This is a genomic window from Microbispora sp. NPDC004025, from assembly GCF_053604425.1.
Window position 1 is genome coordinate 47,429 of sequence record NZ_JBSGHN010000001.1, and the last position, 24,329, is coordinate 71,757.

22 protein-coding genes are annotated in these 24,329 nt (G+C 72.8%); 11 read left to right on the plus strand and 11 right to left on the minus strand.

The window, feature by feature from the left end:
• Positions 1 to 23 precede the first annotated feature (23 nt).
• From ACWEQG_RS00230 to ACWEQG_RS00240, 3 genes are all read right to left on the minus strand, one after another.
• The gene (locus tag ACWEQG_RS00230) at positions 24 to 1,391 is read right to left on the minus strand and encodes a cellulose binding domain-containing protein (RefSeq protein WP_452280492.1); all 1,368 of its coding nucleotides are present in this window, start codon (positions 1,389 to 1,391) and stop codon (positions 24 to 26) included.
• A gap of 249 nt (positions 1,392 to 1,640) precedes the next feature.
• The gene (locus tag ACWEQG_RS00235) at positions 1,641 to 3,929 is read right to left on the minus strand and encodes a protein kinase domain-containing protein (protein WP_452280493.1); all 2,289 of its coding nucleotides are present in this window, start codon (positions 3,927 to 3,929) and stop codon (positions 1,641 to 1,643) included.
• A gap of 71 nt (positions 3,930 to 4,000) precedes the next feature.
• The gene (locus ACWEQG_RS00240; RefSeq protein ID WP_452280494.1) at positions 4,001 to 5,284 is read right to left on the minus strand and encodes an amidohydrolase family protein; all 1,284 of its coding nucleotides are present in this window, start codon (positions 5,282 to 5,284) and stop codon (positions 4,001 to 4,003) included.
• A gap of 74 nt (positions 5,285 to 5,358) precedes the next feature.
• Between ACWEQG_RS00240 and ACWEQG_RS00245 the strand changes: the two genes are divergently transcribed.
• Positions 5,359 to 5,871, plus strand: a complete 513-nt coding sequence (locus tag ACWEQG_RS00245; protein ID WP_452280495.1) for a MarR family winged helix-turn-helix transcriptional regulator — start codon at positions 5,359 to 5,361, stop codon at positions 5,869 to 5,871.
• A gap of 10 nt (positions 5,872 to 5,881) precedes the next feature.
• A complete protein-coding gene (locus ACWEQG_RS00250) occupies positions 5,882 to 6,538 on the plus strand; it encodes a ThuA domain-containing protein (protein WP_452280496.1) in 657 nt (218 codons plus the stop codon).
• Between the two features lie 3 nt (positions 6,539 to 6,541).
• On the opposite strand, the gene ACWEQG_RS00255 is transcribed toward ACWEQG_RS00250, so the two are convergent.
• Together ACWEQG_RS00255 and ACWEQG_RS00260 are read right to left on the minus strand one after the other, a co-directional pair.
• Positions 6,542 to 7,222, minus strand: a complete 681-nt coding sequence (locus tag ACWEQG_RS00255) for a DNA alkylation repair protein (RefSeq protein WP_452280497.1) — start codon at positions 7,220 to 7,222, stop codon at positions 6,542 to 6,544.
• A complete protein-coding gene (locus tag ACWEQG_RS00260) occupies positions 7,219 to 7,899 on the minus strand; it encodes a TetR/AcrR family transcriptional regulator (RefSeq protein WP_452280498.1) in 681 nt (226 codons plus the stop codon). The genes ACWEQG_RS00255 and ACWEQG_RS00260 overlap by 4 nt, the downstream gene beginning before the upstream one ends.
• An 86-nt stretch (positions 7,900 to 7,985) precedes the next feature.
• On the opposite strand from ACWEQG_RS00260, the gene ACWEQG_RS00265 reads away from it, so the two are divergent.
• From ACWEQG_RS00265 to ACWEQG_RS00275, 3 genes are all read left to right on the plus strand, one after another.
• Positions 7,986 to 9,362 carry an alkaline phosphatase D family protein gene (locus tag ACWEQG_RS00265; RefSeq protein ID WP_452280499.1) on the plus strand — a complete coding sequence of 459 codons (1,377 nt, stop codon included), beginning with the start codon at positions 7,986 to 7,988 and terminating at the stop codon, positions 9,360 to 9,362.
• Between the two features lie 87 nt (positions 9,363 to 9,449).
• Positions 9,450 to 10,937 (plus strand): glycoside hydrolase family 3 protein, encoded by a 1,488-nt coding sequence (locus ACWEQG_RS00270; protein ID WP_452280500.1) that lies wholly within the window; start codon positions 9,450 to 9,452, stop codon positions 10,935 to 10,937.
• Between the two features lie 46 nt (positions 10,938 to 10,983).
• Positions 10,984 to 11,820 (plus strand): ATP-grasp domain-containing protein, encoded by an 837-nt coding sequence (locus tag ACWEQG_RS00275; protein ID WP_452280501.1) that lies wholly within the window; start codon positions 10,984 to 10,986, stop codon positions 11,818 to 11,820.
• On the opposite strand, the gene ACWEQG_RS00280 is transcribed toward ACWEQG_RS00275, so the two are convergent.
• The 3 genes from ACWEQG_RS00280 to ACWEQG_RS00290 are packed head-to-tail and all read right to left on the minus strand — an operon-like array spanning position 11,810 to position 13,638.
• Positions 11,810 to 12,301 carry a TIGR00725 family protein gene (locus ACWEQG_RS00280; protein WP_452280502.1) on the minus strand — a complete coding sequence of 164 codons (492 nt, stop codon included), beginning with the start codon at positions 12,299 to 12,301 and terminating at the stop codon, positions 11,810 to 11,812. The two genes, ACWEQG_RS00275 and ACWEQG_RS00280, sit on opposite strands and share 11 nt — an antisense overlap.
• Positions 12,302 to 12,310: 9 nt before the next feature.
• Positions 12,311 to 13,072, minus strand: coding sequence for an SDR family oxidoreductase (locus ACWEQG_RS00285; RefSeq protein ID WP_452280503.1), 762 nt, complete (start codon positions 13,070 to 13,072; stop codon positions 12,311 to 12,313).
• Between the two features lie 32 nt (positions 13,073 to 13,104).
• Positions 13,105 to 13,638: a flavin reductase family protein gene (locus ACWEQG_RS00290; protein WP_452280504.1), complete on the minus strand. Its 534-nt coding sequence runs from the start codon at positions 13,636 to 13,638 to the stop codon at positions 13,105 to 13,107.
• A 555-nt stretch (positions 13,639 to 14,193) separates the two neighbouring features.
• Between ACWEQG_RS00290 and ACWEQG_RS00295 the strand changes: the two genes are divergently transcribed.
• The 3 genes from ACWEQG_RS00295 (at position 14,194) to ACWEQG_RS00305 (ending at position 16,581) form a co-directional block, all read left to right on the plus strand.
• Positions 14,194 to 14,946 (plus strand): GntR family transcriptional regulator, encoded by a 753-nt coding sequence (locus ACWEQG_RS00295; RefSeq protein WP_452280505.1) that lies wholly within the window; start codon positions 14,194 to 14,196, stop codon positions 14,944 to 14,946.
• Positions 14,947 to 15,162: 216 nt separating this feature from the next.
• Positions 15,163 to 15,849 (plus strand): GNAT family N-acetyltransferase, encoded by a 687-nt coding sequence (locus ACWEQG_RS00300; protein WP_452280506.1) that lies wholly within the window; start codon positions 15,163 to 15,165, stop codon positions 15,847 to 15,849.
• 51 nt (positions 15,850 to 15,900) lie between these two features.
• Entirely contained in the window at positions 15,901 to 16,581 is a 681-nt protein-coding gene (locus tag ACWEQG_RS00305) for a copper homeostasis protein CutC (protein WP_452280507.1), read from the plus strand.
• A 6-nt stretch (positions 16,582 to 16,587) separates the two neighbouring features.
• On the opposite strand, the gene ACWEQG_RS00310 is transcribed toward ACWEQG_RS00305, so the two are convergent.
• A complete protein-coding gene (locus tag ACWEQG_RS00310; RefSeq protein WP_452280508.1) occupies positions 16,588 to 18,171 on the minus strand; it encodes an FAD-dependent oxidoreductase in 1,584 nt (527 codons plus the stop codon).
• An 83-nt stretch (positions 18,172 to 18,254) separates the two neighbouring features.
• Positions 18,255 to 19,457, minus strand: a complete 1,203-nt coding sequence (locus tag ACWEQG_RS00315) for a DUF6986 family protein (RefSeq protein ID WP_452280509.1) — start codon at positions 19,455 to 19,457, stop codon at positions 18,255 to 18,257.
• 199 nt (positions 19,458 to 19,656) lie between these two features.
• On the opposite strand from ACWEQG_RS00315, the gene ACWEQG_RS00320 reads away from it, so the two are divergent.
• Positions 19,657 to 20,301 (plus strand): NYN domain-containing protein, encoded by a 645-nt coding sequence (locus ACWEQG_RS00320; protein ID WP_452280510.1) that lies wholly within the window; start codon positions 19,657 to 19,659, stop codon positions 20,299 to 20,301.
• A gap of 12 nt (positions 20,302 to 20,313) precedes the next feature.
• Here the strand turns inward: ACWEQG_RS00320 and ACWEQG_RS00325 are convergent, their stop codons facing one another.
• Entirely contained in the window at positions 20,314 to 21,636 is a 1,323-nt protein-coding gene (locus ACWEQG_RS00325; RefSeq protein ID WP_452280511.1) for an FAD-dependent oxidoreductase, read from the minus strand.
• A gap of 224 nt (positions 21,637 to 21,860) precedes the next feature.
• Between ACWEQG_RS00325 and ACWEQG_RS00330 the strand changes: the two genes are divergently transcribed.
• Complete coding sequence (locus ACWEQG_RS00330; protein WP_452280512.1) at positions 21,861 to 22,388, plus strand: hypothetical protein; 528 nt, start codon at positions 21,861 to 21,863, stop codon at positions 22,386 to 22,388.
• Between the two features lie 174 nt (positions 22,389 to 22,562).
• The gene (locus ACWEQG_RS00335) at positions 22,563 to 24,305 is read left to right on the plus strand and encodes a proline--tRNA ligase (protein WP_452280513.1); all 1,743 of its coding nucleotides are present in this window, start codon (positions 22,563 to 22,565) and stop codon (positions 24,303 to 24,305) included.
• Positions 24,306 to 24,329 lie beyond the last annotated feature (24 nt).

Sequence of the window (24,329 nt, forward strand, 5' to 3'; positions counted from 1 at the left end):
TCGGTACGGCACCGGTGTCCGGATCAGAAGTTCTTGTTCCGGACGGTCCAGGGGGCTCTGGCCGCCAGGCCCGAGGGGCCGAGGATGTACGCCCGTGCCGTGGCGTTGCCGTTGAGGGTCATGTCCAGGAACTGGACCACCGCGGTCATGCCGTCGGTCATCTGGCTGCCGGTGATGAACCCCACGTGACCGGCCTGCGGATGCTCGGCCAGCACCGCCGGCACCTGGGTGAGGTCGTAGTTGGCCCTGGTGTTGTCGTAGGCGATGTCGGAGGGCCCGCCGTCCAGGAACATCACCGGGGTGTGCAGCTTGGACAGTTCCGCGCGTGAGTATCCGAACGAACCGTCGGCGAACAGCCCGCTGTCCAGCGAGACGACGCCCTTGACCCGCCGGTCCTGGCCGGCGATCAGCGCCTCCAGCCCGCCGCAGGAGTGCCCGGCCGTGGCGACCCTGGACAGGTCGAGGCGCTGGTAGAGCGGCGAGCCGGCGCGGGCGTTCTCGCGCTCGGCCCAGCTGATCGCGTCGGTCAGCAGCGACGGGATCGGGGACCCGCTCTGCACGCCGTTCGGCGAGCCGTCGACCGACGCGGTGTCCACCACGACGAACCCGCGGGCGGCGATGAACGTCAGCGCCCGGACGACCTCGCTCCCGTTGGTGTGCGCGCAGGCCCCGTTGCCGAAGACCAGCACGGGCATGGGGCGCCCCACGGCCGCGGGGTTCGACGGCCGGAACACGGTGTAGCGGTTGGTGCCGTACGCCCCCTCCCTGGTGACCGGGAAGTCGTTCTCGATGGCCGGCCTGCTCGGCGGGGTGGGACTGGCACTCGGCGAGACACTGGGACTGGCACTGGGACTGGCACTGGGACTGGCACTGGGACTGGCACTGGGACTGGCACTGGGACTGGCACTGGGACTGGCACTGGGACTGGCGCTGGGGCTGGATGTGGGACTGGGGCTGGGAGAGGTGACGCCGCCGGTGCAGGTCACGCCGTTCAGGGCGAAGCCGGACGGCGCCGGGTTGGAGCCGTTCCAGCTGCCGTTGAACCCGAATTCCGTGCTGCCCCCGCTGGGGAGGCTGCCGTTGTAGGAGACGTTGGTCACCGTGACCTGGGAGCCGGACTGGGTGTGGGTGCCGTTCCACAGCTGGGTGATGGTCTGCCCGGCCGGGAACGACCAGGTCAGCTTCCACCCGTTGATCGGGTCACCGAGGTTGCGGACGCTGACGCTCGCGCCGAAGCCGCCTTGCCACTGGCTGGTGACCGTGTAGCTGACCTGGCATCCGGCCGCGGCCGCCGACGCGGCATGCGTCGCGGCCACCCCGGCGCCGGCAGTCAGCAGCACAGTGGCGGCCGACAACGTCAACCGCCGGCGAAAGGAGCTGTCATTTCGCACGGGCTTCTCCCGAATCTCCCGAGTATTCGCGTTAGCGCTAACAATCACGGGTGCCGATGTCCGCGGACATCGTGCCGTCGCTGTCGGGAGTCAAACCGGCACACAAAAGAGGCGTCAACGGCACGAGGGAGTCCGCCGTTCTCCCAGCACGAGGGCAACCCTGGTGAACAGGCGCTTCGAAAAGCATGCGAAAGACTGTCGGCCGGGACGGCGGTGAATTTTTCACGCCACCCGCCCGCGGTAGGCGGGTCAGTCGATGACCGGCGGAGGCGGGGTGTCCTGCGGATCGGGACTCTGCCGCCCCGGCTCCCGCGGCCCGGGGTCCTCCGGCACCGGACTCCGCGGTGGCTCAGGAGTCGCGGGCGTATCGGGACTCCTGGGCGGGTCCGGTGTCTTGGGCGGATCGGGTGTCTTGGGCGGATCGGGTGTCTTGGGCGGATCGGGTGTCTTGGGCGGGGCGGGGCTCTCGTTTCCCTGGCCCGAGGGCGACTCCTGCGGACGCGGGCAGCGGGGACCGGCGACCCCTGCCTCGGCCTGGCGCGGCCCGCCGGCATAGGCCGGATCGGTCGTGACGCGCACCCCGAACACGGCTCTCTTCCCGCATGCCACGGGGCCGAGGCCGGAGGCCACCGTGAAGGAGTAGGACGTGCGGCCCGAGAGCGTACGGGTGTCGGCCGCCGCCGGGCGACCGTCGCGGGTGAAGACGGTGGAGACCCTGACCGGGCCTCTGCCCGTGGTCCGCACCGTCACGGCCGCCGCCCTGCCGTCCCAGCGGTCGATCGCCACGCCTTCGACGGTGGGCGCCGGGCAGGGCGCCCCGGTGAGTTTCCGCGTGTTTGTGCGGGTGCCTCCGCGGGCGGCCGGGGCCGTGGACACCTCGACCCGCCGATACACGGTGGTTCCGCAGGCGGGGGCGGGGAACGCCTGCTGCAGCCCGATGTGATAGGACCTCGCGCCCCGCAGCCCGACCGTCTGCGCGGGCGCGGCGGTGAGGGCGTCCGGCGACGGCCCGGACGCGAAGCGCGCGGTGAGCAGGACCCGCGCCGTCGTGCTCGCCCGTACGTCGACCGTGACCGCCTGGCCGTCGAACGCCGCGATGCCGAGGTCCGTCACCCGCGCCGGCGCCGGCGACGCGGTCGCGCCCAGGTGCGAGGGGGTGACGCTCGGCCCCGAAGAGCCCGGCGGCCCCGCGGAGCCCGGCGGCCCCGCGGAGCCCGGCGGCACGGAGTGGTTCGGCGGCGCGGAGGGGTTCGGCGGCACGGCCGGCCCGGTGGACACGGACGACACCGGTGTCTCGGACAGGTCGGGCGGCATCGCCCCGGCGTTCTCGTCCGGCCCCGCGTCGCTCCCCGAGGTGCCGCCGGGTGTCGTCTCGTCCGGTGTCGTCCCGCCCGGCTCCGTCTCCTCGGGTGCCGTCTCAGGCACGGCCGGCGGGGCCGTCTCCATGGAGTCCGCGGCCGGGGGTAGCGCCGCCGGAGCGCTCCGCGGCGGCGGGGTGAGCAGGGTGTCCTGCGCCACCGGGGTCTGCCGGTTGGCCGCGACCACCGCCGCGATCACGGCGGCCGACAGCACGGCGGCGCCGATGGCGAAGCGGGGCGCGAAGCGCGTGAGCCGCTCCGACAGCACGGTCTGGGCGAGCGAGCTGGCCGCCTCGACCGGCTCGGCCGGGGCGGCCAGGGGAAACGTCAGCGCCAGCAGGGTCGCCAGCTCGGCCAGATGGCGGCGGCCGCGCTGCTCCCAGTCGGGCCCGTACGCGGTGGTCGCGGCGGTCTCCAGATCGGTGATGAACGCCCGCGCGGTGGGCGGCCGGTCCGCCGGGTTCTTGGCCATGCCGCGCGCGACCAGGCCCCGCACCGAGCCCGGCACGTCCGCCGCCGGGATGGGAGCGCTGCGGTGCAGCATGCGCAGTGCCGTCAGGTCGTTCGCCCGGTAGGGCCGGTGCCCGGTGAGGCACTCGTAGAACACGCAGGTGGCCGCGTACACGTCGGCGGCGGGGCCGGCGAGCCCGCCGTACCACTGCTCCGGTGCCATGTAGGGCGGGGTGCCCGCGGGCGCGTCCGGCGAGCCGCTCGGCGTCGCGATGCCGAAGTCCGACAGTTTGCTGGTCCCGTCGGCCTGGATCAGCACGTTCTCCGGCTTGTAGTCACGGTGGACGATGCCCGCGGCGTGCGCCGCCGACAGGCCCGCGAGCGAGCCCTTCAGCACGACCAGCGCCGCCTCCGGGCTGGTCGAGCCGTGCTCGGCGAGGATCCTGCGCAGCGAGACCCCGTCGACGAGCTCCATGACGATCGCCGCGCCGTCGGGCGCCTCGACGTACTCGTACAGGCGCACGACGTTGGGATCGTTGAGCTCGACCATGATCCGGGCCTCGTGCCGGAACCCGGCGAGGAAGCGCTGGTCCCGCCGCAGTTCCTCGCGCAGGTACTTGATCGCCACGTAGGCGCCCGTGGTCACGTAGGTCGCCAGCACGACCCGTCCGGCGCCGCCGGCGCCGAGTTCGCGCACCTCCCGGTAGCCGGGTACCGACCAGGCGTTCATGACGCCGCCCCCTCGGATAGCTTCGACTCAAGGTCTCACCCGAAAGGGCGGTTGTCACCGGAGCAAAAAAGTCACCTTGCGGATGTAGTCCTGGCGTGCGCGGTGACGTGCCGGGCCGCGCGTACGGCGAGGTCGCGGGCGCGGTCGGCGTCCACGCCCATAAGGCGGCCACCGCGCTTGACGACGCGCCCGCCGACCAGCACCGTGTCCACGGCGGCGGTGTCGGCCGCCGTGACGACCGCGGCCACCGGGTCGTGCACGGGCGCGAGGCCGGGGGCTCCGGCGTCCAGGATCACGATGTCGGCCTGCTTGCCGGGGCGCAGCGAGCCGATCCTGTGGTCCATGCCCAGCGCGGCCGCGCCTTCGATCGTGGCCATGCGCAGCACGTCCGCAGCGGTGAGTGCGGGCCCGGCGGGGCGGGCGCGTCCGGCCGCGAACGCCGCGCGCATCACGGAGAACATGTCGCCGGGGACGTCGGTGACCGTGTCCACGCCGAGACCCGTGGTGATTCCGGACGAGCGCAGCCTGCCGGTCTCGGGGTGGCCGTGTCCCATCAGCGACTCCACCGCCGGGGCCACCGAGGCCGTGCCGCCGCTGCCGGCGATCAGCTTCAGCGACTCGTCCGGGATGCCGTTGCAGTGCACGAACAGCACGTCCGGGCCGAGCAGGCCGGCGTCGCGCAGCCGCTCGACCGGGCCCTCGCCGGTGGCGTGCAGGCTGACCCGCAGGCCGAGGTCGCGCGCGAGCGCCCAGTCGGCCCGCGCCGCCTCCACCGAGCCGTAGACCGGGCCCCAGGCGGCGAAGGCGGGGGTGACGAGACCGTCGTCGGACGGCAGGAGCTCCGAGCGGACCCGCCGCACCTCCTGCTCGGCGCGGTCGGCGTCGCCCGTACCCCGGTGCGCGTACCCGAAGACCGCCCGTACGCCGGACTCGCGTAACGCCCCGACGGCGGCGTCCGTGTGATCGGGAGTGAGCTGGATGTGCGACCAGTCGTAGACGGTGGTGACGCCGGCGTTGAGGGCCTCGGCCGCGCCCCAGAGGTTGGCGGCGTACACGTCCTGCGCGCGGAACGCCGGGGCGAGGGAGCCGAGGACCAGCTCGAGGTACGCGCCGAGAGTCGCGTCGGCCGCGATGCCGCGCAGCACGCTCTGCCACACGTGGCGGTGGGTGTCCACGAAGCCCGGCAGCACGATGCCGCCGCCCGCGTCGACGATCTGGTCGTTCTCCTGTCTGTCGTCCGGGCGCGGCCCGACCGAGACGATGACCCCGTCCTCGATGACGACGGCCGCGTCCGGCACGACGCGCGGGCGCGGCTCGGTGTCGACGACGATGCCCTCGACGATGATCGTTCTCATGGAGGCTCCTATCTCAAATGCTTTCACAAAAGCTTTTACGAAAGCTATCAGGGCGAAGGACTAGGCTCAACCTCATGCGACAGCGGGACCGGGTCGACGAGATGATCGAAGGGTGGCGGGCCGAACTGCCGGAGGCGGCCACCGTCCAACTGGAGATCGTCAAGCGCATCAGCCGGCTCAAGGCCCGCGTCGAGGAGGTCACCCAGGCGGTGCTCGGCCGCCACGGCCTGACCTACGCGGAGTTCGACGTGCTCGCCACCCTCCGCCGGGCCGGCCGGCCATACCGGCTCAAGCCGAGCAGGCTCGCCTCCCACCTGATGCTCACGACCGGAGGGACGAGCAACATCCTGCAGCGGCTGGTCGCCGCCGGGCTGGTGGAACGGGAGCCCGATCCGACCGACGGGCGCAGCTCGTGGGTGCGGCTCACCCCGCTCGGCGTGGCGAAAGCCGAGGAGTTGTCGCTGGCCACGACCGAGGCGCACCGGGAGCTGCTGGCGGACGTGCCGGAGCCGGCCGCGCGCGCCCTGGCCGACCTGCTCAGGGACGTCCTGCTCGCCCTGGGCGACCGAGCCCAGCCCAGAACATAAGGTGCTTGTCATGCCGCGCAACCTCATCCTGTCCGGGGGAGTGGCCCACGACTTCCCGGCCACCTCGGCCGCTCTCGCGGGCGTGCTCGCCGAGATCGGCATCGAGTCGGAGATCACCGAGGACATCGCGGGGGCACTGGCCGAGCCCCCGCCGGTCGGCCTGATCACCGTGAACGCGCTCCGCTGGAGGATCGACGGCGACGACTTCGCGGAGGAGCGCGACCGCTGGCGCTTCGAGACGCCGGACTCCGTCAGGCGCACGCTGCTCGCCCACCTCGCGCGGGGCGGCGGGCTGCTCGCCGTGCACACCGCCTCGCTCTGCTTCGACGACTGGCCGGAGTGGGCCGAGATCGTGGGCGGCGCCTGGAGATGGGGCAAGTCGTACCACCCGCCGATCGGCCCGGCGGAGGTCCGGCTCGCGGGCGGTCACCCGATCGTCGACGGCCTGACCGGCTTCGAGGTCACCGACGAGGTCTACACCGACCTCGACGTCCTGCCGGACGTGGAGCCGCTGGCGTACTCGGGGGACCAGCCCCTGCTGTGGGCGAGAACCGTGGCGGGCGGCAGGGTCGTGTACGACGCGCTCGGCCACGACACCCGGTCGTACGAGAACCCGGTGCGCCGCACGCTGCTGCGGCGGGCGGCGCGGTGGCTCCTCGGGAACTGACTCCTACGCGCCGGGGAGGTTCCGCAGCGCCTCGCGGCGGCTCAGCCCGCTGATGCCCTGGTGCTTCACGTAGCGGAGCACCTCCTGCGGGTTGGTCTTCGCGTACTCCCGGAGCGCCCACCCGATCGCCTTGCGGGCGAAGAAGTCGGTGTCCGACAGGCTCGGCTCGATGCAGGCGTAGAGCAGATGGGCGTCGGTCCGCTCCTTGAAGGAGTTCTGGCACAGGATGGCCGTGCGCCGCTTCCACAGGTCGGGGTCGTGCGCCCACTCCAGCACCAGGCGGCGCATGCTCTCGGGATACAGCCGCAGCAGCGTGCCGATCCGGTGCACGGCGATGTCGTCGACCAGGTCCCACCACGCCCCGGTGACGATCATCTCCTCGTACATGGGGATGGTGTAGAGCGTCTGCCAGGGCCGGTAGAAGCGGTGCGCGGACAGCTCGATGGCGGCGTAGCGCTCCTCGCGGTACTCCGCCTCGCGCCACAGGGCCAGCACCGCCCTGCGCCACTCGGGGGCGCTGTCCAGCCGGTGCTCGGCGAAGACCTTGCGCAGCGCGGCCCGGCGGGGCACGGCCGTCACCCCGAGGAACGGCATCTCCGACTTCATGTACGACCGCATCGAGAGGGCGCGCGCCGGGTCTGCGGCCTCGGTCAGCGCGAGCCGTACGGCCTTGACGAGTGTCATGACGGGCGGCTCGCCCGTTCGCCGGTCGCCAGGCCGTCGAACAGCAGCTTGCCGAAGTGGTCGGCCAGCGCGTCCGTGTCGAGCCTGCCGTCGGGGCGGAACCAGCGGACGGTCACCCAGATCGTGTCGCGGATCATCCGGTAGGTCAGCTTGGGGTCGACGTCGGGGCGGAACTGCCCGGCGGCCTGGCCGCTCTTGATCTGCTCCACCCACATGCGCTCGACCTCGTCCTCGGCCCGCACCAGGTAGTCGAACCGGTCGCCGGGCAGCGAGCGCAGGTAGTTCCAGTCGTTCTGCATGACCGTGATGGCCGCCCGGTGGTCTTCCAGCGTGCCGAAGCCGATCCTGACCATCTCCGCCAGGACCGAGCGCGGGTCGGTCCGCGTGTCCAGGACCGCGCGGTAACGGGCGATCAGATCCTCGAGGAAGGTGCGCAGCACCTCGTCGACGATCGTCTCCTTGGAGTCGAAGTGGTGGTAGAGACTGCCGGAGAGGATGCCGGCCTCCAGTGCGATCTCCCGCACGGTGGTGGCCTGGAAGCCCTTGCGCGCGAACAACTCGGCGGCGAGCTTGACGAGGTGGTCGCGCCGTTCGGACGCCGAACCGGCCGCCCCCCGCTTCGCCCTGACCGGCGCGGCCGTGCCGCCGGAGTCCTTACGCTGGTTCACGGCTCCCATTATGGCCGCCGACCAAGAGCTTGTTCACATTCTCGCCTCGCCCGACCTCCCCGCACCGGCCGTGCCCGTAGGGCAGGATCGAACGCATGGCGAAAATGGGCTATCCGTTCACCCTGGGGGTGGCGTCAGGGGAGCCGTTACCCGACGGCGTGATCCTGTGGACCCGTCTGGCCCCCGAACCGCTGCATCCGACACAGCCCGGCGGCATGCCCAATCGGGCGCTGACCGTACGGTGGGAGCTCGCCGAGGACGAGGCGTTCACGAAGATCGTGCAGTCCGGCACGGCGCCCGCGCAACCGGACTGGGCGCACAGCGTGCACGTGCGGGTGGCCGGGCTGCGGCCCGCCGCCGACTACTTCTACCGGTTCTCCGTGGAGGGCCACGTCAGCCCGGTCGGCCGCACCAGGACCGCGCCCGCCCCCGATTCGACCGCGCCCGTCCGGTTCTGCTTCGTCTCCTGCCAGCGCTACGAGCACGGCCACTTCACCGCACTGCGTCACATGGCCGCCGAACGCCCCGACATCGTCCTCCACCTCGGCGACTACATCTACGAGTACGGCAAGCCGAAGAACCCCAAGCCGGGCCGATGGGTGCGCCCGCTCGAGTCGGCGGCCGAGTGCACGACGCTGGGCGCCTACCGCAACCGCTACGCCCGCTACAAGATGGACAAGGACCTGCAGGCCGCCCACGCCGCCGCGCCGTGGGTCCCGATCCCCGACGACCACGAGGTGCGCGACAACTGGGCGGGCGCGCTGCCCGGCGACGGTGGCAGCCCCGCCGCCTTCCTCAAGCGCAGGGCCGCCGCGTTCAAGGCCTACTACGAGCACCAGCCGCTGCGCGTGCGCCCGTCCGGTTCCGCCCTGCAGAACCACCGCTGGCGCCCGTACGGCCGGGTGGCCGACTTCCTGCTGACCGACACGCGGCAGTACCGCGAGGGGCGCGACATGCTCGGCGCCGAGCAGGAGAAGTGGCTGACCGACCGGCTGCGCGGCTCGGCGGCCCGATGGAAGGTGCTCGCGCAGGCCGTGTTCTTCTCGCAGCGGAGGTTCCCGCTCGAACCCGTGAGCGCCGACGCCTGGGACGGCTACCCCGACTCGCGCGCCCGCGTGCTCGCCGCCGCCCCCGACGGGCTGGTCGTGCTGAGCGGCGACGTGCACAGCGCGTACGCCTGCGACATCCGGGCCGACTGGGCGGATCCGGCCTCGCGCGCCCTCGGGGTCGAGTTCGTCGGGCCGTCGGTGACGAGCATGCCCGGCATCACCGACGCGAGCGCGATCCTCGACGCCAACCCGCACATCGCGTTCTTCGACAGCCGCCACGGCTACGTGTCCTGCGTGGCGGACATGGAGGGCTTCCGCGCGGACTACCGGGCCGTCGCCTTCGTGGACCGTCCCGGCGCGCCGGCGACCACGATCGCCGGCTTCGAGGTGAAGGAGAACCGGCTCCACCGCGTCGATCTGTGAGCACATCCCCAGGCCTGCCCACTAGCAAATAGGAAACTTTCCTATTAGATTGCGGGGCATGCCTGAGCGATGCCTTGTGGGCGCAGCATGAAGCGAAGCCCTGACCTGCTCCGTCTGGCCGACACGGTCCTGTTGCCCGGCTTCACCGGAACCACCGCCCCCGACTGGGTGCGCCGGCGGCTCGCCGGCGGGCTCGCCGGTGTGGTGCTGTTCTCCCGGAACGTCGACACCCCGGCCCAGCTCGCCGCGCTGACCTCGGCTCTGCGCGCGGAGAACCCCGAAATCCTGATCGGCATCGACGAGGAGGCCGGGGAGGTGACGAGGCTCGAGGCCCGCACGGGCAGCTCGCGGCCGGGCAACTACGCCCTGGGCGTCGTGGACGATGTGGAGCTGACCGAGCGGGTGGCCCGCGACATCGGCCGCGACCTGCGGGCCGCGGGGGTGAACATCGACTTCGCCCCGGCCGCCGACGTCAACTCCAACCCGGACAACCCGGTCATCGGCCTAAGGGCGTTCGGCGCCGATCCCCTGCTCGTCGCGCGGCACACGGCCGCCTGGATCCGCGGCCTGCAGTCCACCGGCGTGGCGGCCTGCGCCAAGCACTTCCCCGGGCACGGCGACACCTCGGTCGACTCCCACCACGGCGTGCCGCGCGTCCCGGCCTCCCGGGAGGAGCTGGCCGAGGTCGAGCTGTGGCCGTTCCGGGTGGCCATCGGCGAGGGCGTGCGCTCGATCATGACCGGTCACCTGCTGGTCACGGCTTACGACGAGGAGCTGCCGGCCACGCTCAGCCGCCGCATCCTCACCGGCCTGCTGCGAGAGGAGCTGGGCTTCGAGGGCCTGATCGTGACCGACGGCATCGAGATGGCCGCCGTCTCCGGCCGGTACGGCCTGGGCGGCGCGAGCGCGATGGCCGTGGCGGCCGGAGCCGACGCGGTCTGCGTGGGCGGGGAGAACGCCGACGAGGCGACCCACGAGCACATCCGCGACGCCGTCGCGGACGCGGTGACCGAGGGCAGGCTGTCGGAGGAGCGACTCGCCGACGCCGCCGCGCGGGTGCGCGCCCTGACCGCCTGGCAGGCGCAGGCCCCGCCGCCGGACGACCGCGAGGACGAGATCGGGCTCGTCGCCGCCCGCCGGGCCGTACGGGTGACCCTGCGCGGGGCGGACGGCGTGCTGCCGCTGGCCGGCGCACCGCACGTGGTGGAGCTGGCGCCGGAGACCAACCTCGCGATCGACAAGGGCATGCCCTGGGGCGCGGGGGAGCCGCTCGGCAAGCTGCTGCCCGGCACCACGGTCGCCCGGCTGCGGCAGGGCGACGTCCACAACGGCGTCGCCGGCACGGTGCTGAGCCAGGCGGCCGACCGGCCCCTCGTCATCGTCGTGCGGGACGCCCACCGCCACCTCTGGCAGACGGACCTGCTGGAGCGCCTGCTGGCCGCCCGGCCGGACGGCGTCGTGGTCGAGATGGGGCTGCCGGGCCGCACGGACCTCGGGGCGGTCCACATCGCCACGCACGGCGCCGCCAGGGTCTGCGGCCAGGCGGCGGCGGAGGTGCTGGCCGGGCTCACCTGACGTGCCCAATAGCATTGGTCACCGATGACATGCGGATGGGAGCGTCATGAAGGTCGCCTACGTCACCACTGATCACCCGGCGGCCGAGCTGGACGACGAGCGGGAGATCGCCCTCGCCGCCTGGCTCGGCGCCGGCATCGAGGGCGCGCCGGTGAACTGGCACGACCCCCGCGTCGACTGGTCGGACTTCGACGCGGCGGTGGTGCGGTCCCCGTGGGACTACATCGACCGTCGTGACGAGTTCGTCGCGTGGGCCCACCGGGTGGAGTCGGCGACCCGGCTGTTCAACCCGGCGCCGGTGATCGAGTGGAACACCGACAAGACCTACCTGCGGACGCTCGGCGTGCCCACCGTCCCCACGCACTGGCCCACGCAGGGCGGCGACCCCGGCGCGGACCTGCCCGGCTGGGACGAGTACGTGGTCAAGCCGGCCGTGTCGGCGGGGGCCCGCGACACCGTCCGGACCGCGGACCGGGACGCCGCCGCCGGCCACGCGGCGAAGCTGCTCGCCGAGGGCCGCACGGTCATGGTCCAGCCGTACGTCCCGTCCGTCGAGCAGGAGGGGGAGCTGTCGCTGCTGTACTTCGGCGGGCAGTTCAGCCACGCCGTACGGCGGCACCCCATGCTCGCGGGCGTGGCGGAGACCCGGGAGAACCGCGCCACACTGCGCGACCCGGACGACGACCAGTTCGCCCTCGCCGAGCGGGTCCTGGCCGCGGTGCCGCCGAACCTGCTGTACGCCCGGGTGGACCTGGTGCGGATGCCGGACGGCGAGCCGGTCCTGATCGAGCTGGAGCTCACCGAGCCCTACCTGTTCCTGCGGGACGAGCTGGCCGCGCCGGACCTGTTCGCCGAGACCCTCGCCGAGATGCTCAAGGGCTGAGCGGGCCCGCCCGTCCCGCGGCGGCCAGCGCCAGCCGTACGGCCTCGGCCGGCCCGGCCGCGGCCACCGGGCCGGGCACCGGGCGGCCCTCGGCGTCGAGGACCCGCCAGCCGCCGAGAGTGATCACGGGCGTGCCGCCCCGCTGGGCGAGGGCCAGCTCGGACAGCGTGCCCCAGGACCCGCCCACGACGACGACCGCGTCGGCGGCCCGCACGATCAGCGCGTTGCGGGCCTCGCCGAGGCCGGTGGGCAGGGCCACGGTGAGGTCAGGGCTCGCCCCGGACCGGTCCCGCCCGGACAGGACGCCGACCGCGACGCCTCCGCCCTCCCGGGCGCCCGCCGCGGCGGCGGCCATCACCCCGCCGTACCCGCCGCACAGCACGACCGCGCCGTGCTCGGCCAGTAGACGGCCCACGGCGCGGGCCGCCTCGGCCTCCTGGGGGGTGCACTCGCCCGGCCCGCATACCGCGACCTGCCACATGCCCGTCCCCTACCCGTGGGTGGAGATCCCGCCGTCCACCGGGATCACCGCGCCGGTCAGGTACGACCCGGCGCGTGAGGCGAGGAAGATGGCCGCGCCCGCCATGTCGTCGGGCCTGCCGATCCGGCCCAGCGGGACGCCGCTCTCGATCGCGCCGCGCATCTGGGGGTCGTCGAGCGCGAAGGCCATCATCTTCGACTCGAACGGCCCGGGCGCGATCGCGTTGACCGTGATCGACTCCCGGGCGAGCTGGTGGGCCAGGTGCCGGGTGAGCATGTGGACGGCCGCCTTGGCCGCCGAGTACGCGTAGTTCTCCATGAACGGCACGCGGAGCCCGTCGATCGAGCCGATGTTGATCACCCGTGCCGGGTCCTCGGGTGACGCGGCGGCGCGCAGCAGCGGCAGGAACCGGCGGGTGAGGAAGAAGACGCCCTTGACGTTGATGTTCCAGAGCTTGTCGAAGGCGTGCTCGGGATACTCCTCCAGTGGCGCGCCCCAGCTCGCCCCCGCGTTGTTGACGAGCACGTCGAGGCGGCTCTCCCGCTCCGACACGGCCTGCGCCAGCGCCTCGACGCCGTCGGGGGTGGACAGGTCCGCCTGTACGGCGTGGCAGCCCAGCTCGGCGGCCGTCGCCTCCAGCTCGTCCTTCTTCCGTGAGGAGATGTAGACGGTGGCGCCCGCGTCGAGGAACCCTCGCGCGATCATCTTCCCGATGCCCCGGGACCCGCCCGTGACGACGACCGTCTTGCCTTCCACCGAGAACAGAGTCATGCGGGCAGCATACCGACCGGTCGGTTCCTGCGTCAGGAGCGGAACCCCCCGTAGGCGCCGCGGAAGAACACCAGCGGGCCGCCGTCGTCGTGCCGGTCCAGCCCGGTGACCCGGGCGACGACGATCACGTGGTCGCCGGCGGGGTGCTCCACGTCCACCACGCAGTCGATCCAGGCGAGCGCGCCGTCCAGCACGGGGGCGCCGCCGGGGGACAGGGCCCACGACAGACCCGCGAACTTGTCCCCGCCCGGGGCGGCGAGCCGCTCGCACGCCTCCCGCTGCTGTTCGGCGAGCACGTTGACGCACAGGCTCGCGGCGGCCTTCAGCCGCGGCCAGCTCGTGCTGTCGCCCGATACGCAGAACGCGACCAGCGGCGGGTCGAGGCTCACGGACGTGAAGGAGTTGACGGCCAGGCCGCACGGCTCCCCGGTCCGCGGGTCGATCGCCGTCACGGCCACGACTCCCGTGGCGTACCTGCCGAGGACGTTCCTGAAGTGCTGGGGATTGACGGCCGGGATTCTCCTGGCGCCGTCGTGGCCGACCCTCCGGGACACAGGGATGCTCATCGCGCACGGGCCTCCTCGGTCGCCTCCCCATGAAGTCAAGGAGGGCCGGAGCCGATGCATTCCCTGTGTGCGGTTAACGGTGGCGCGTCCTGGCGGGCGTGGGGGACCCGCCAGGACGCGCTCCGCCCCGGCGCGAGACCTCGACCCCGGCGAGGGTTGGGGTCGAGACCTCGTTCATTCGCACGGAGTCCGTGGGGAGCGGCCGTCCTCGTCCGGCCGCTCGGGGGTGCGGTGGTACCGCGTGTTCGGGCACGTCACGCCATTTCCGCGCAAGGCGGTCATGTCGGTGGATACCGACAGCTCTGACATGTCGTTCCCGTCGCTCTGATAGGTCTGGGCTCTGGCAGGTCCGGGCTCTGTTGGTCTGAGCCGGGGCTCGCGGCACAGCGAGTTCGGCGTTCTCGCACCGGCCGCCCTCACGGGCCCACCTCCATTGGATGGATTTGTACCAACGTTTGGATAATGCGCGGCTGGGTGGGCTCAGGTCAAGGGGTTGTTTCCCGGTAGACCGAGATCCTCTAGATTTGTTGGAACAAAAGGGTGGATTGAGGAAAGATGGCACGATCGTCGCTCTACCAGCAGGTGGCCGCTGAGGTGCGCAGGGCCATCTACGCGGGCGAACTCGCGCCGGGCGACCAGATCCCGACCGAGGCCGACCTCATGGAGGCGCACGGCGTCAGCCGCAACACCGTACGGCTGGCACTGGGCGAGCTGGAGAACGAGGGTCTCATCCTGCGGATGCGCCGGCGTGGAACGTTCGTACGCGAGCGCCGCCCCCTCCTCATGCGCCCCCAGGACGAGTTCCTCCCGTACGACCAGGAGGAGCCGCGGTTCGACACGTTCGTCCACGCGGTCCGCTCCGAGGGCCGTACGGCGGACCAGAGGATCGAGGTCTCGATCGTCGAGCCGCCCGAGGACGTGGCCACCCGCCTCGCGCTGGCCGACGGCGCCCTGGCCGTCGTGCGCCGGCGGCTGCGTTTCGTGGACGGCCAGCCGTACAACACGCTGGACTCCTACTTCCCCCTGGAGATCGTGGGGGACTCCGAGATCGCCCGGCCCGGCGACATCACGCGCGGGGCCAACCGGGTGCTGGAGGAGCTGGGCCATCTCCAGGTCCGCGTGATCGACGACATCTCGGCGCGCATGCCGACCTCGGACGAGTCGTCGCGGCTCCAGCTGGAGCCCGGCACTCCGGTCGTCGTCCACACCCGGGTCGGCTACGACGCCGACGACACGCCCGTACGCGTCGCCGTGTCCGTGCTGCCCGCAGACAAGCATCTGATCCGATACGAGCTGGAACGTCATTGACGAGGCCCGGACGCCCTCTCGGCTGAGCGGGCGTCCCAGGCCGCCGGGCCCTCCTCCGGGGGGCCGCTCTCGCGATTCCCGTCCTGACCCCGGCAGGGGACCGCGCCGGACCCGCGCGCCCTGACGCGGCCCGCCGTCTCCGGACGGACGCTGTACGGCATCCCGCCGTCACTCACAGTGATCGAATCGCCGCCGTCGGCACGAAAGGAATCAGGCATGCCCGCGAACACCCTGGATCTTGTTACGGAACTCACGCTGCGTCGCGCCGCCCCCGCCGATCTGCAGGGCGTCCTCACCCTGCTGGCGCGCACCGCCGGGTGGCTGAACGGCCTCGGCGTGCGGCAGTGGCCCGCCGGGGGCTTCCCGGCCGGGCGCATCGAACCGCTCATCGGCGAGGGGGTCATGTACGTCCTGGACGCCGGTGAGGACGCCGAAGCCGGCGACGGCATCCGGGTGCCGGCGGCCACGATCGCCGTGGACGGCCACGCCGACCCGGAGTTCTGGACCCCCGCGGACCGGCCCGGCGACGCGCTCTACGTCCACAAGCTCGCCGTGGGCCGGGCCTACTCGGGACAGGGCCTGGGGGAGGCGCTGCTCGACTGGGCCGCCCTGCGGGCCGCCGTCCACGGCCGGCCCTACCTCCGGCTGGACTGCGCCAAGGACAACACCCGCCTGCAGTCGTACTACCGGAGGGCGGGCTTCCGGCACGTCCGCACCGTCGACCTGCCGCACCGCGCCTCCGGCGCGCTGTTCGAGCGGGACGCCCCCGGAACGCTCCGGGCCGAGCCGTCCCATCGCCGCGCGCCGGCGGTGCCGGTGGTGCCGGCCCCCCGCTCGGGACATGCCGCACAAGCCCGGAGAGTTCTTGACATCACTGCCCACAACGAGTTGATCGAGTGCTGAACAGGGCGGATGCCGTGAGGTGCCGCAAAGGGACCGGATACTGTTCACTCCATGACGGGATCCCTCCTTGAAGTGATCGCGCTCGACCTGCGTGACGCCGTGGCCGCCGAGGAGGGTGGGGCGGACCGCCTGGAGATCGTGTCCGACATGGGCGCGGGCGGTCTCACCCCCTCGGCGGACCTCGTCGCGGCGATCGCGCGCGAGTGCGGGCTGCCGCAGATGGTCATGCTCCGCTGCAACGCCGGGTTCACCGTGACGCCGGACGAGCTCGACCGGCTGCGCGGCCACGTCAAGGAGCTCGCCGAGGCCGGCGCGGCGGGCTTCGTCTTCGGTTTCCTGTCCGAGGACGGGTCGGTCGACAGGGAGGCGACGGACGCGCTCATCCACGCGGTCTCGCCGCTGCCCTGGACCTTCCACCGAGCCGTGGACCACGCCGCCGACGTACGGGCCGCCTGGCGTGCCGTACGGCTGCTGCCGAACCTGGCGACCGTTCTCACGTCCGGTTCGCCCGAGGGCGTCGGCAGCGGCCTGGGGGTGTTACGCGCGCGGGCCGAGGCGGGCGACGCCTCGCTCATGCTCGCGGGCGGCGGCCTGCGCGAGGAGCACGTGCCGGTGCTGCTCGACTACGGCGTCCGGGCCTTCCACGTGGGCAGCGCCGTACGGGGCTCGTGGCGGGAGCCGGTCGACCCGGACCGGGTCAGGCGCTGGCGCGGCATCGTGGACCGGTTCTGACGCGCTCTACGCGCGGCGGCGGGCGACGAGGACGGCGTCGCGGATCGTGACCTCACGTCCCTCCTGGTCGACGGCCGTGCGCGGCCGGGCGTCGGCCGCCGCGACCTCCCACTCGGCCGGGTCGAGCGAGGCCGCGACCTCCTCGGCGGTGAACATCATCTGCGGGAAGTGCATCCGCCGCGCCGTGGTCAGCAGGTCGGACGGGTGGTGCCCGACGATCAGCAGGGTGCCGCCGGGAGCCACCGCGGCGGCCAGCCGGGCGAACAGCTCCCGCCTGTCCTCGCCCGGCAGGTGCATGTACTGCGCCGAGACCAGGTCGTACGCGCCCTCGGGAAGGGCGTGGTCGCGCAGGTCCGCGTGCAGCCACTCGACGCGGCCCGCCACGTCCGCACCCGCCTCGGCGGCATGGGCGGCGGCCCGCTCCAGCGCGGTGGCGGAGATGTCGGCCCCCGTCACCCGCCAGCCCCTCGCGGCGAGCCAGACCGCGTCGGCGCCCTCGCCGCTGCCGACGTCGAGGGCCCGGCCCGGCGGCAGCCCGGTGGCCTCGGCGACGAGCTGGGGATTCGGCTGCCCGCTCCAGACCGCCGGCCGGGAGCGGTAGCGCTCCTCCCAGGCGGCCTCCTCCATCATCGTGCTCATCTGGTCCCGGTAGGCGGCGACGGCCTCCCGGGTCTCCTCGGCGATGAGATCCATGTTGATCGCCGCGCCGGCGGCCAGGCCCGCCGCGGCGGACGCGATCACCACGGCGCGCACGTCCGTCACGTTCCCCGCCACGAAGACACCGGGCACGGCGGTCGCCCCGCTCGGGTCCGCGGCGATCCGGGTGCCGGCGACGTGTCCGCCGATCTCCACCTCGACCGGCTTGAGCCCGAGCGACTCCAGCACCCCGGATCGAGCGGCGAGCGGCGCGGCGACGACGAGCGCGTCGAGCGCGACGGCCTCGCCCGAGGCCAGCCGCACCCCGGTGAGCGCGTCGCCGGTCACCTCGACCGCCGTGACCGGGCCCTCGGCGACGGGAATCCGGCGCGCGGCGAGCCGCTCGGCCTCCTCGTCGGACAGCGCGGGGAGATCGTGGGCCAGGAACACGACGTCCTGGCTCCACTGCCGCCACAGCAGCGCCTGTTCGACGGAGAGCGGCCCGGTGGCCAGCACCCCGATCCGCCGGTCGCGGACCTCCCAACCGTGGCAGTACGGGCAGTGCAGCACGTCGCGGCCCCACCGCTCGGCCAGGCCGGGCACACCGGGCAGCTCGTCCACGGCTCCGGTCGCCACCAGCAGCCGCCGGGCCCGTACGGCGCGGCCGTCGTCCAGCGTCACGAGGAATCCGTCGTCCTCCCGCGTAGCGGTCTCGGCTCGCCCCGCGACGACCTCGACGCCGTACCGCATCACCTCCTCCCGCCCGGCCGCCGGCAGCTCGGCGGGCGGCGTGCCGTCCCGGCCGAGGTAGTTGTGCATGTGCCCGGCAGGCGCGTTGCGCGGCTCCCCGGCGTCCACCACCAGCACCGACCGCCGCGCCCGGCCCAGTGCCAGGGCGCCGCTGAGCCCGGCGGCGCCGCCGCCCACCACGACGACGTCGTACTTCTCGTTCACCTGTGCCTCCTGTGTTCGGCTTGTGCGCAACACTGCGGCACGGCCGGTGAACACGGCAAGAAATGTTGCCGGTACGGCAAATCTCAGCAGAGCGCCCGGTCGGCCCGGGCCAGCGCGGCGACCAGCGTCTTGATCGTCGCGGGCTCGTCGAGCACGCCTCCGGCGGCCGTACGCCGTTCCTGCCAGGCGCGCACCCGGTCGGCGTACTTCTCGTAGCAGGCGAGGTGGAACGCGTACACGGTCGTGAAGCGGCTGACGAGGTGCGAGGGGTGCATGTCCCAGCCCTGGTAGAAGCCGTGCGCCAGCGAGTGCGACACCAGCGCCGAGTGCCTGCGCAGCAGGGCGTGCACGTCGGCCGCCGCGTTCGAGGCCGGGGCCGCGGCCAGGGAGCCGTCCGACAGCTCCACGCCCGTCCCCGACAGCGCCGTCTGCATGACGTGCCGCGCGTGGTCGCAGGCAGGATGGTCGAGCCGCTGCTCGTCCGGCGGCAGCCCCAGCGAGGCGGTGTAGTCGAACACCCCGAAGTGGGCGGCCGCCAGCCGGCCGCCCAGTGACGGCACGAGGCCGGCCGAGCGCTGGAGCATGAGCACGGTCTGCGGAGCCTCCACCTGCATCTCGAAGCGCAGCGTGCCGGTGGGCAGGCGCGACGCCCGCTCCAGCGCCTCCAGGCAGCCGGCGAACTGGCGAAGGTAGTCCTCCATGAGGACCTTGGGGAACGTGACCGTGAACCCGGCGGGCAGCTCGCCGGCGCGCCGCACGACCCCGGTCAGGAACCCGTCGAGCGTGCGCACCGAGCGCCGGGGGTCGCCGTCGGCGAACGACTTCACCCGCAGCCCCCACCGGCGAGGCAGCGTGCCCGCCGCGTGCATCGCGGCCACGGCCGCCGCCGCCGACTCGGTGTGCCGGTCCTCCTCCTCCGAGGAGCGCGGGCCGTACCCGTCCTCGAAGTCGATCCGCAGGTCCTCGATGGGCTCGGCGTGCAGCTTCCTGCGTACGCGGTCGTGCACGGGCTGGGCCAGGTCGGGGTCGAGCCCGAACAACGCGGCCAGCTCGGCGGGGGTGAACAGGAGCCGGTGGAGCAGGTCGGTCGCGGCGTGCCGCCACTGCTGGACGATCTCCGCTGTCACCCGGTCCGCGGGCACGTACACGGTGTGCACCGGCTGCCACGCGGGTTCCCGTACGGGGAACCGGGCGAGCTGCTCGTCATAGGTGCCCGCGAAGTCGTCGAGCAGCCCGTCGAGCGGTCCGGCGGGCGAACCGTCTGGGCCGGTCAGCGTCGTCTCCATGGGGACGATCCTCGCAGACACCCCCGCCACGGCGACCTCATCACGCAACGTCGCTGCGCGACCACGTTCGGTTGGCTATTCTTTTCCTCGAACAGCCGATCGAACAGGTGAGCGAAAAAGAAACGGCCCCCTGTCGGGGGCCGTAGAGCCCGGGGACGTAACCTCGGGCGCGGTGACTCCATGTTAGGAGATGATGGCGGTGCGCGACAACCCCGTTCCCCAAGTCCTGCGTGTCGGGGTCTACGTGGACGGGTTCAACCTCTACTACGGGCTGCGCTCCCTGCGGGGACGCCGTTATCTCTGGCTCGATCTCCACGCGCTGGCGCGTCGGCTGCTGAGGCCCGGGCAGACGCTGACCGCCGTCCGCTACTTCAGCGCGCACGTGCGCGGCGAACCTGCCGCGCTGCTGCGGCAGAAGACCTACCTCGCGGTCCTGGAGACCCTTGGGGTCGAGGTGGTGCTCGGGCGGTTCCAGGAGCAGCGCGCCTCCTGCCGGGCCTGCGGCGTCTCCTGGAAGACCTACGAGGAGAAACAGTCCGACGTCGCGCTGGCCGCCGCGATGGTCGGCGACGTCGCCCTCGACCGGGTGGACATGGTGCTGCTGCTGTCGGCGGACTCCGACCTGTGCGCGGCCATCGAGGCGGTGCGCCGGGTGGACGCCCGGCGCGGCGGCAAGACCAGGGTCGTCGCCGTCTTCCCGCCCGGCAGACGCTCCGACGGCCTGCGCCTCGCCAGTGACGCCTGGTTCCCCCTCGGCGAGGCGCTCATCCGGCAGTCGCAACTCCCCGAGCTCGTGCCCGGCCGCGACGGCGCGCGCTACCACCGGCCGGCCCACTGGTCCTGACCGGGACACCCGTCAGGACGCGCCACCCGGCCGGGCGAGCCGGCCGCACGCGCCCAGCATCGCGTCCCTGCCCACCAGCTTCACCCGCTCGCCTCTCCGCAGGCTGCCGGCCAGCGAGGCCTCGGCGGCCTCGATCGCCAGCCAGTCCTCGTACGTCACCGGGCTCAGCCCGCGCGCGGCCAGCAGGTCGTCCAGCCGGGCGGTCGCGGTGCCCGGCACCGCCTCGGCGAGCAGCGTGCGCACGGTCTCGGCGGCGTCGGACTTGTTGGTCCCGATCACGCCCGTCGGCCCCCGCTTGAGCCAGCCCGCGACGTACTGCCGGTCGGTCACCCTGCCGGCGACGTTCGGCACCGTCATCGTCCCCGGGTCGAACGGCACCCCGGGCAGCGCCACGCTCTGGTAGCCCACCGAGCGCATCACCATGTCCGCGGGGATGGTCTCGAACTCGCCCGTCCCGACGACCCGTCCGTCCTCCAGCCGGGTCCGCTCCAGCCGTACGCCCTCGACCCGGGACACGCCGAGGATCTCCACCGGACGCAGCCAGAACCGCACCTCGAGGCGGCGGGGCCGGTCGGCCGGCTTGCGCTCCGACCACGACCGCAGCACGTCCACGTTGCCCTTGACCTGCCGCGACAGCGTGGTCAGGTCGGCGACCGCGATCTCGTCGGGGAAGGTGAGGACGTCGGCGTTCAGCAGCTCGCCGAGCTCGCGCAGCTCCTTCAGGGTGAACTTCGCGTGCTCGGGGCCGCGCCGGCCGACCATGTGGATGCGCTTGACCCGCGAGGCGGCCAGCCGGTCGAGCACCTCCTCGGGCACGTCGGTGCCGCGCAGCTCGGCGGCGCTCTTGGCCATGATCCGCACCACGTCCACGGCGACGTTGCCGACGCCGATGACGACGACGTCCTCCACGTCGAGGGAGAAGGCGTCCGGCGGTACGTCCGGGTGGCCGCAGTACCAGTTGACGAAGTCGGTCGCGGCGACGCTGCCCGGCAGGTCCTCGCCGGGAACGCCGAGGTGCCTGTCCACCATCGCGCCCGTGCAGTACACGACGGCGTCGTAGCAGGACAGCAGGTCGTCCGCGGTCAGGTCCGCGCCCAGCTCGACGCCGCCCAGGAAGCGGACCCCCGGGGTCTCCAGCACCCTGCGCAGGTAGCCGGCGATCGACTTGATCGACGCGTGGTCGGGCGCGACGCCGTACCGGACGAGCCCGTACGGCGTGGGCAGGCGTTCGAGGACGTCCACCTCGACGGGGCCGTGCGACTGCTTGACCAGCGCCTCGGCGGTGTAGATGCCGGCCGGGCCCGACCCGACGATCGCGACGCGCAGTGTCACCATGGCCTCCAGGCACAGGCGGAGCTTCTACCTGTGATTCTTTATCATCGCGAGCACGCCCTGCCAGTGGTACGCCATGCCGTGCACCCCGTGCGGATCCGTGTTGTGATGATTCACGGGGTTGCGGGGGAGCGGCGTCCGCGATCAAAGTGATGCGCGTGGGCTCTGGGGCTAAAAGACGGGGAAACCCGCGGACGAGAAGGCCGGGCGGTGGCACCCTCCCTGACATGAGGGGACTCCGCGGGGGGCGGGACGAGCCCGGGGCCTCACCGGCCACGGCCTACGGCCCGCAGAACGGTCATGACGACGGCGGCGGCGACGCGCCGCCACACGGCTCCGGCCCGGACGGGCTCAGGTACGAGGCGCTGGGACGGGTCATGGCCGCCCTGTCCGGCGAGGCCGAGACGCTCGAGGCGTGCCGCGACCTCACCTGGTGGCGGGGCACCGGCCGGTCCTGGCACATCGAGTGGCGCGACGGCCCGTACGCCGCCGAGGTGGCGGCGCTGCTCATGGAGCGGATCGGCGAGCCGGGGCCGGAGAGCGTGCCGGCGGCCCCCGCGGGCCCGGCGACCACCTCGACGGCGATGCTGAACGTGCTGGGCGTGACCTTCGTGCTGCGGGCCATCGACCCGTCCGGCATGGAACGGCACCGGAGCAGGGCCGGTCTGTGGCGGCTGTCGGCGGCGCTGGACGGCGGCCCGGTCGGCACGGGAGGGCGGTCGCGCCGGCACTGGGAGGAACTGCTCGGCGGCTGAGCCGGGCACGCCGTCGTTTACGTGAGGCGGTGAGGGTCCCGGAGTCGATAGCCTTGAGAGCACATCGTCTTCGTCTCGTCTCTCAGGTCGTCTCCGAGGATCCGCGAGGAGTTCCGCGTCGCGGGCCCCGAGGAGGCGCCCTCCGGCGAGACCTCTCACGAGCAAGGAGTAGCCGTGCTGCTGCGTATGTCGACCCTGTTCCTGCGCACCCTGCGTGAGGATCCGGCGGACGCGGAAGTGCCGAGCCACAAGCTGCTCGTCCGCGCCGGCTACATCCGCCGGGTCGCGCCCGGCATCTACTCCTGGCTGCCGCTCGGCAAGATCGTGCTGGAGAACGTCGCGCGGGTCGTGCGCGAGGAGATGGACCGGATGGGCGCGCAGGAGGTGCTCTTCCCCGCGCTGCTGCCCAGGGACTTCTACGAGCCCACGGGCCGCTGGACCGAGTACGGCGACACGCTGTTCCGGCTGAAGGACCGCAAGGGCGCCGACTATCTCCTGGGGCCGACCCACGAGGAGATGTTCACCGACATGGTGAAGGGGGAGTACTCCTCGTACAAGGACTATCCCGTCACTCTGTACCAGATCCAGACGAAGTACCGCGACGAGGCCCGGCCCCGGGCGGGCATCCTGCGGGGCCGCGAGTTCGTCATGAAGGACTCCTACTCCTTCGACCTCGACGACGACGGTCTCAAGCGGTCCTACGAGATGCACCGCGAGGCGTACATCCGCATCTTCGAGCGCCTCGGCATCGACTACAGGATCTGCTTCGCGATGTCGGGCGCGATGGGCGGGTCGGCCTCCGAGGAGTTCCTCGCCCCCTGCCCGACCGGTGAGGACACCTTCGTGGCCTGCCACAACTGCGGCTACGCGGCCAACGCCGAGGCCGTCGTCACGCCCGCGCCGCCCGCCGTCACCGCCGAGCAGCCGCCCATGAGGGTGCTCGACACGCCCGACACCCCGACGATCGAGTCGCTGGTGACGTACGTCAACGAGCAGCACGGCCTCGGCATCACCGCCGCGGACACGTTGAAGAACCTCGTCGTCAAGGTCCGCACGCCGGGCTCCGACGAGGTCAAGACGGTGATCGTAGGGGTGCCCGGCGACCGCGAGGTCGACTTCAAGCGCCTGGAGGCGGCGCTCTCACCCGGCGTGCCGGAGATCTTCGAGGCCGAGGACTTCGCCCGCCATCCCGGCCTGGTGCGCGGCTACATCGGCCCGCAGGTGCTCAGGGACCTGGGGATCACCTACCTGGTCGACCCGCGCGTGGTGGAGGGCTCGGCCTGGGTGACGGGCGCCAACGAGCCGGGCAGGCACGCCGCGCACGTGGTCGCGGGCCGCGACTTCCAGCCCGACGGCACGATCGAGGCCGCCGAGGTGCGGGCCGGCGACTCCTGCCCCCGCTGCGCGCACCCGCTGTCGATCGACCGGGGCATCGAGATCGGCCACATCTTCCAGCTCGGCCGCAAGTACGCCGACGCCGCCCAGCTCGACGCGCTCGGGCCCGACGGCAAGCCCATCCGCATCACCATGGGCTCGTACGGGGTCGGCGTGTCCCGGGCGGTGGCCGTGCTCGCCGAGCAGCGCCACGACCAGCTCGGCCTGGTGTGGCCCAGGGAGGTCGCGCCCGCCGACGTGCACATCGTCGGCACCGGCAAGGAGAACCAGATCGAGGTCGCCAGCACGCTCGCCGAGACCCTCGAGGCGCGGGGGCTGCGGGTGCTCGTGGACGACCGTCCCGGAGTGTCGCCCGGCGTCAAGTTCAAGGACTCCGAGCTGCTCGGCCTGCCCACCGTGCTGATCGTCGGCCGGGGCCTGGCCAACGGCGTGGTCGAGCTGCGCGACCGGGTCACCGGCACCAAGGAGGAGATCCCGCTGGACGAGGCCGTCGAGCGGGTCCTGGCCGCCTGCCGGGCCTGATCGCCGGACACACGGCGCCGCCGT

What these genes read in the sequence shown, in the direction of transcription:
- ACWEQG_RS00235 (WP_452280493.1), bottom strand. Translation starts at nt 3,929, where the DNA reads ATGAACGCCTGGTCGGTACCCGGCTACCGGGAGGTGCGCGAACTCGGC.
- ACWEQG_RS00240 (WP_452280494.1), bottom strand. Translation starts at nt 5,284, where the DNA reads ATGAGAACGATCATCGTCGAGGGCATCGTCGTCGACACCGAGCCGCGC.
- ACWEQG_RS00245 (WP_452280495.1), top strand. Translation starts at nt 5,359, where the DNA reads ATGCGACAGCGGGACCGGGTCGACGAGATGATCGAAGGGTGGCGGGCC.
- ACWEQG_RS00250 (WP_452280496.1), top strand. Translation starts at nt 5,882, where the DNA reads ATGCCGCGCAACCTCATCCTGTCCGGGGGAGTGGCCCACGACTTCCCG.
- ACWEQG_RS00255 (WP_452280497.1), bottom strand. Translation starts at nt 7,222, where the DNA reads ATGACACTCGTCAAGGCCGTACGGCTCGCGCTGACCGAGGCCGCAGAC.
- ACWEQG_RS00260 (WP_452280498.1), bottom strand. Translation starts at nt 7,899, where the DNA reads ATGGGAGCCGTGAACCAGCGTAAGGACTCCGGCGGCACGGCCGCGCCG.
- ACWEQG_RS00265 (WP_452280499.1), top strand. Translation starts at nt 7,986, where the DNA reads ATGGCGAAAATGGGCTATCCGTTCACCCTGGGGGTGGCGTCAGGGGAG.
- ACWEQG_RS00270 (WP_452280500.1), top strand. Translation starts at nt 9,450, where the DNA reads ATGAAGCGAAGCCCTGACCTGCTCCGTCTGGCCGACACGGTCCTGTTG.
- ACWEQG_RS00275 (WP_452280501.1), top strand. Translation starts at nt 10,984, where the DNA reads ATGAAGGTCGCCTACGTCACCACTGATCACCCGGCGGCCGAGCTGGAC.
- ACWEQG_RS00280 (WP_452280502.1), bottom strand. Translation starts at nt 12,301, where the DNA reads ATGTGGCAGGTCGCGGTATGCGGGCCGGGCGAGTGCACCCCCCAGGAG.
- ACWEQG_RS00285 (WP_452280503.1), bottom strand. Translation starts at nt 13,072, where the DNA reads ATGACTCTGTTCTCGGTGGAAGGCAAGACGGTCGTCGTCACGGGCGGG.
- ACWEQG_RS00290 (WP_452280504.1), bottom strand. Translation starts at nt 13,638, where the DNA reads ATGAGCATCCCTGTGTCCCGGAGGGTCGGCCACGACGGCGCCAGGAGA.
- ACWEQG_RS00295 (WP_452280505.1), top strand. Translation starts at nt 14,194, where the DNA reads ATGGCACGATCGTCGCTCTACCAGCAGGTGGCCGCTGAGGTGCGCAGG.
- ACWEQG_RS00300 (WP_452280506.1), top strand. Translation starts at nt 15,163, where the DNA reads ATGCCCGCGAACACCCTGGATCTTGTTACGGAACTCACGCTGCGTCGC.
- ACWEQG_RS00305 (WP_452280507.1), top strand. Translation starts at nt 15,901, where the DNA reads ATGACGGGATCCCTCCTTGAAGTGATCGCGCTCGACCTGCGTGACGCC.
- ACWEQG_RS00315 (WP_452280509.1), bottom strand. Translation starts at nt 19,457, where the DNA reads ATGGAGACGACGCTGACCGGCCCAGACGGTTCGCCCGCCGGACCGCTC.
- ACWEQG_RS00325 (WP_452280511.1), bottom strand. Translation starts at nt 21,636, where the DNA reads ATGGTGACACTGCGCGTCGCGATCGTCGGGTCGGGCCCGGCCGGCATC.
- ACWEQG_RS00330 (WP_452280512.1), top strand. Translation starts at nt 21,861, where the DNA reads ATGAGGGGACTCCGCGGGGGGCGGGACGAGCCCGGGGCCTCACCGGCC.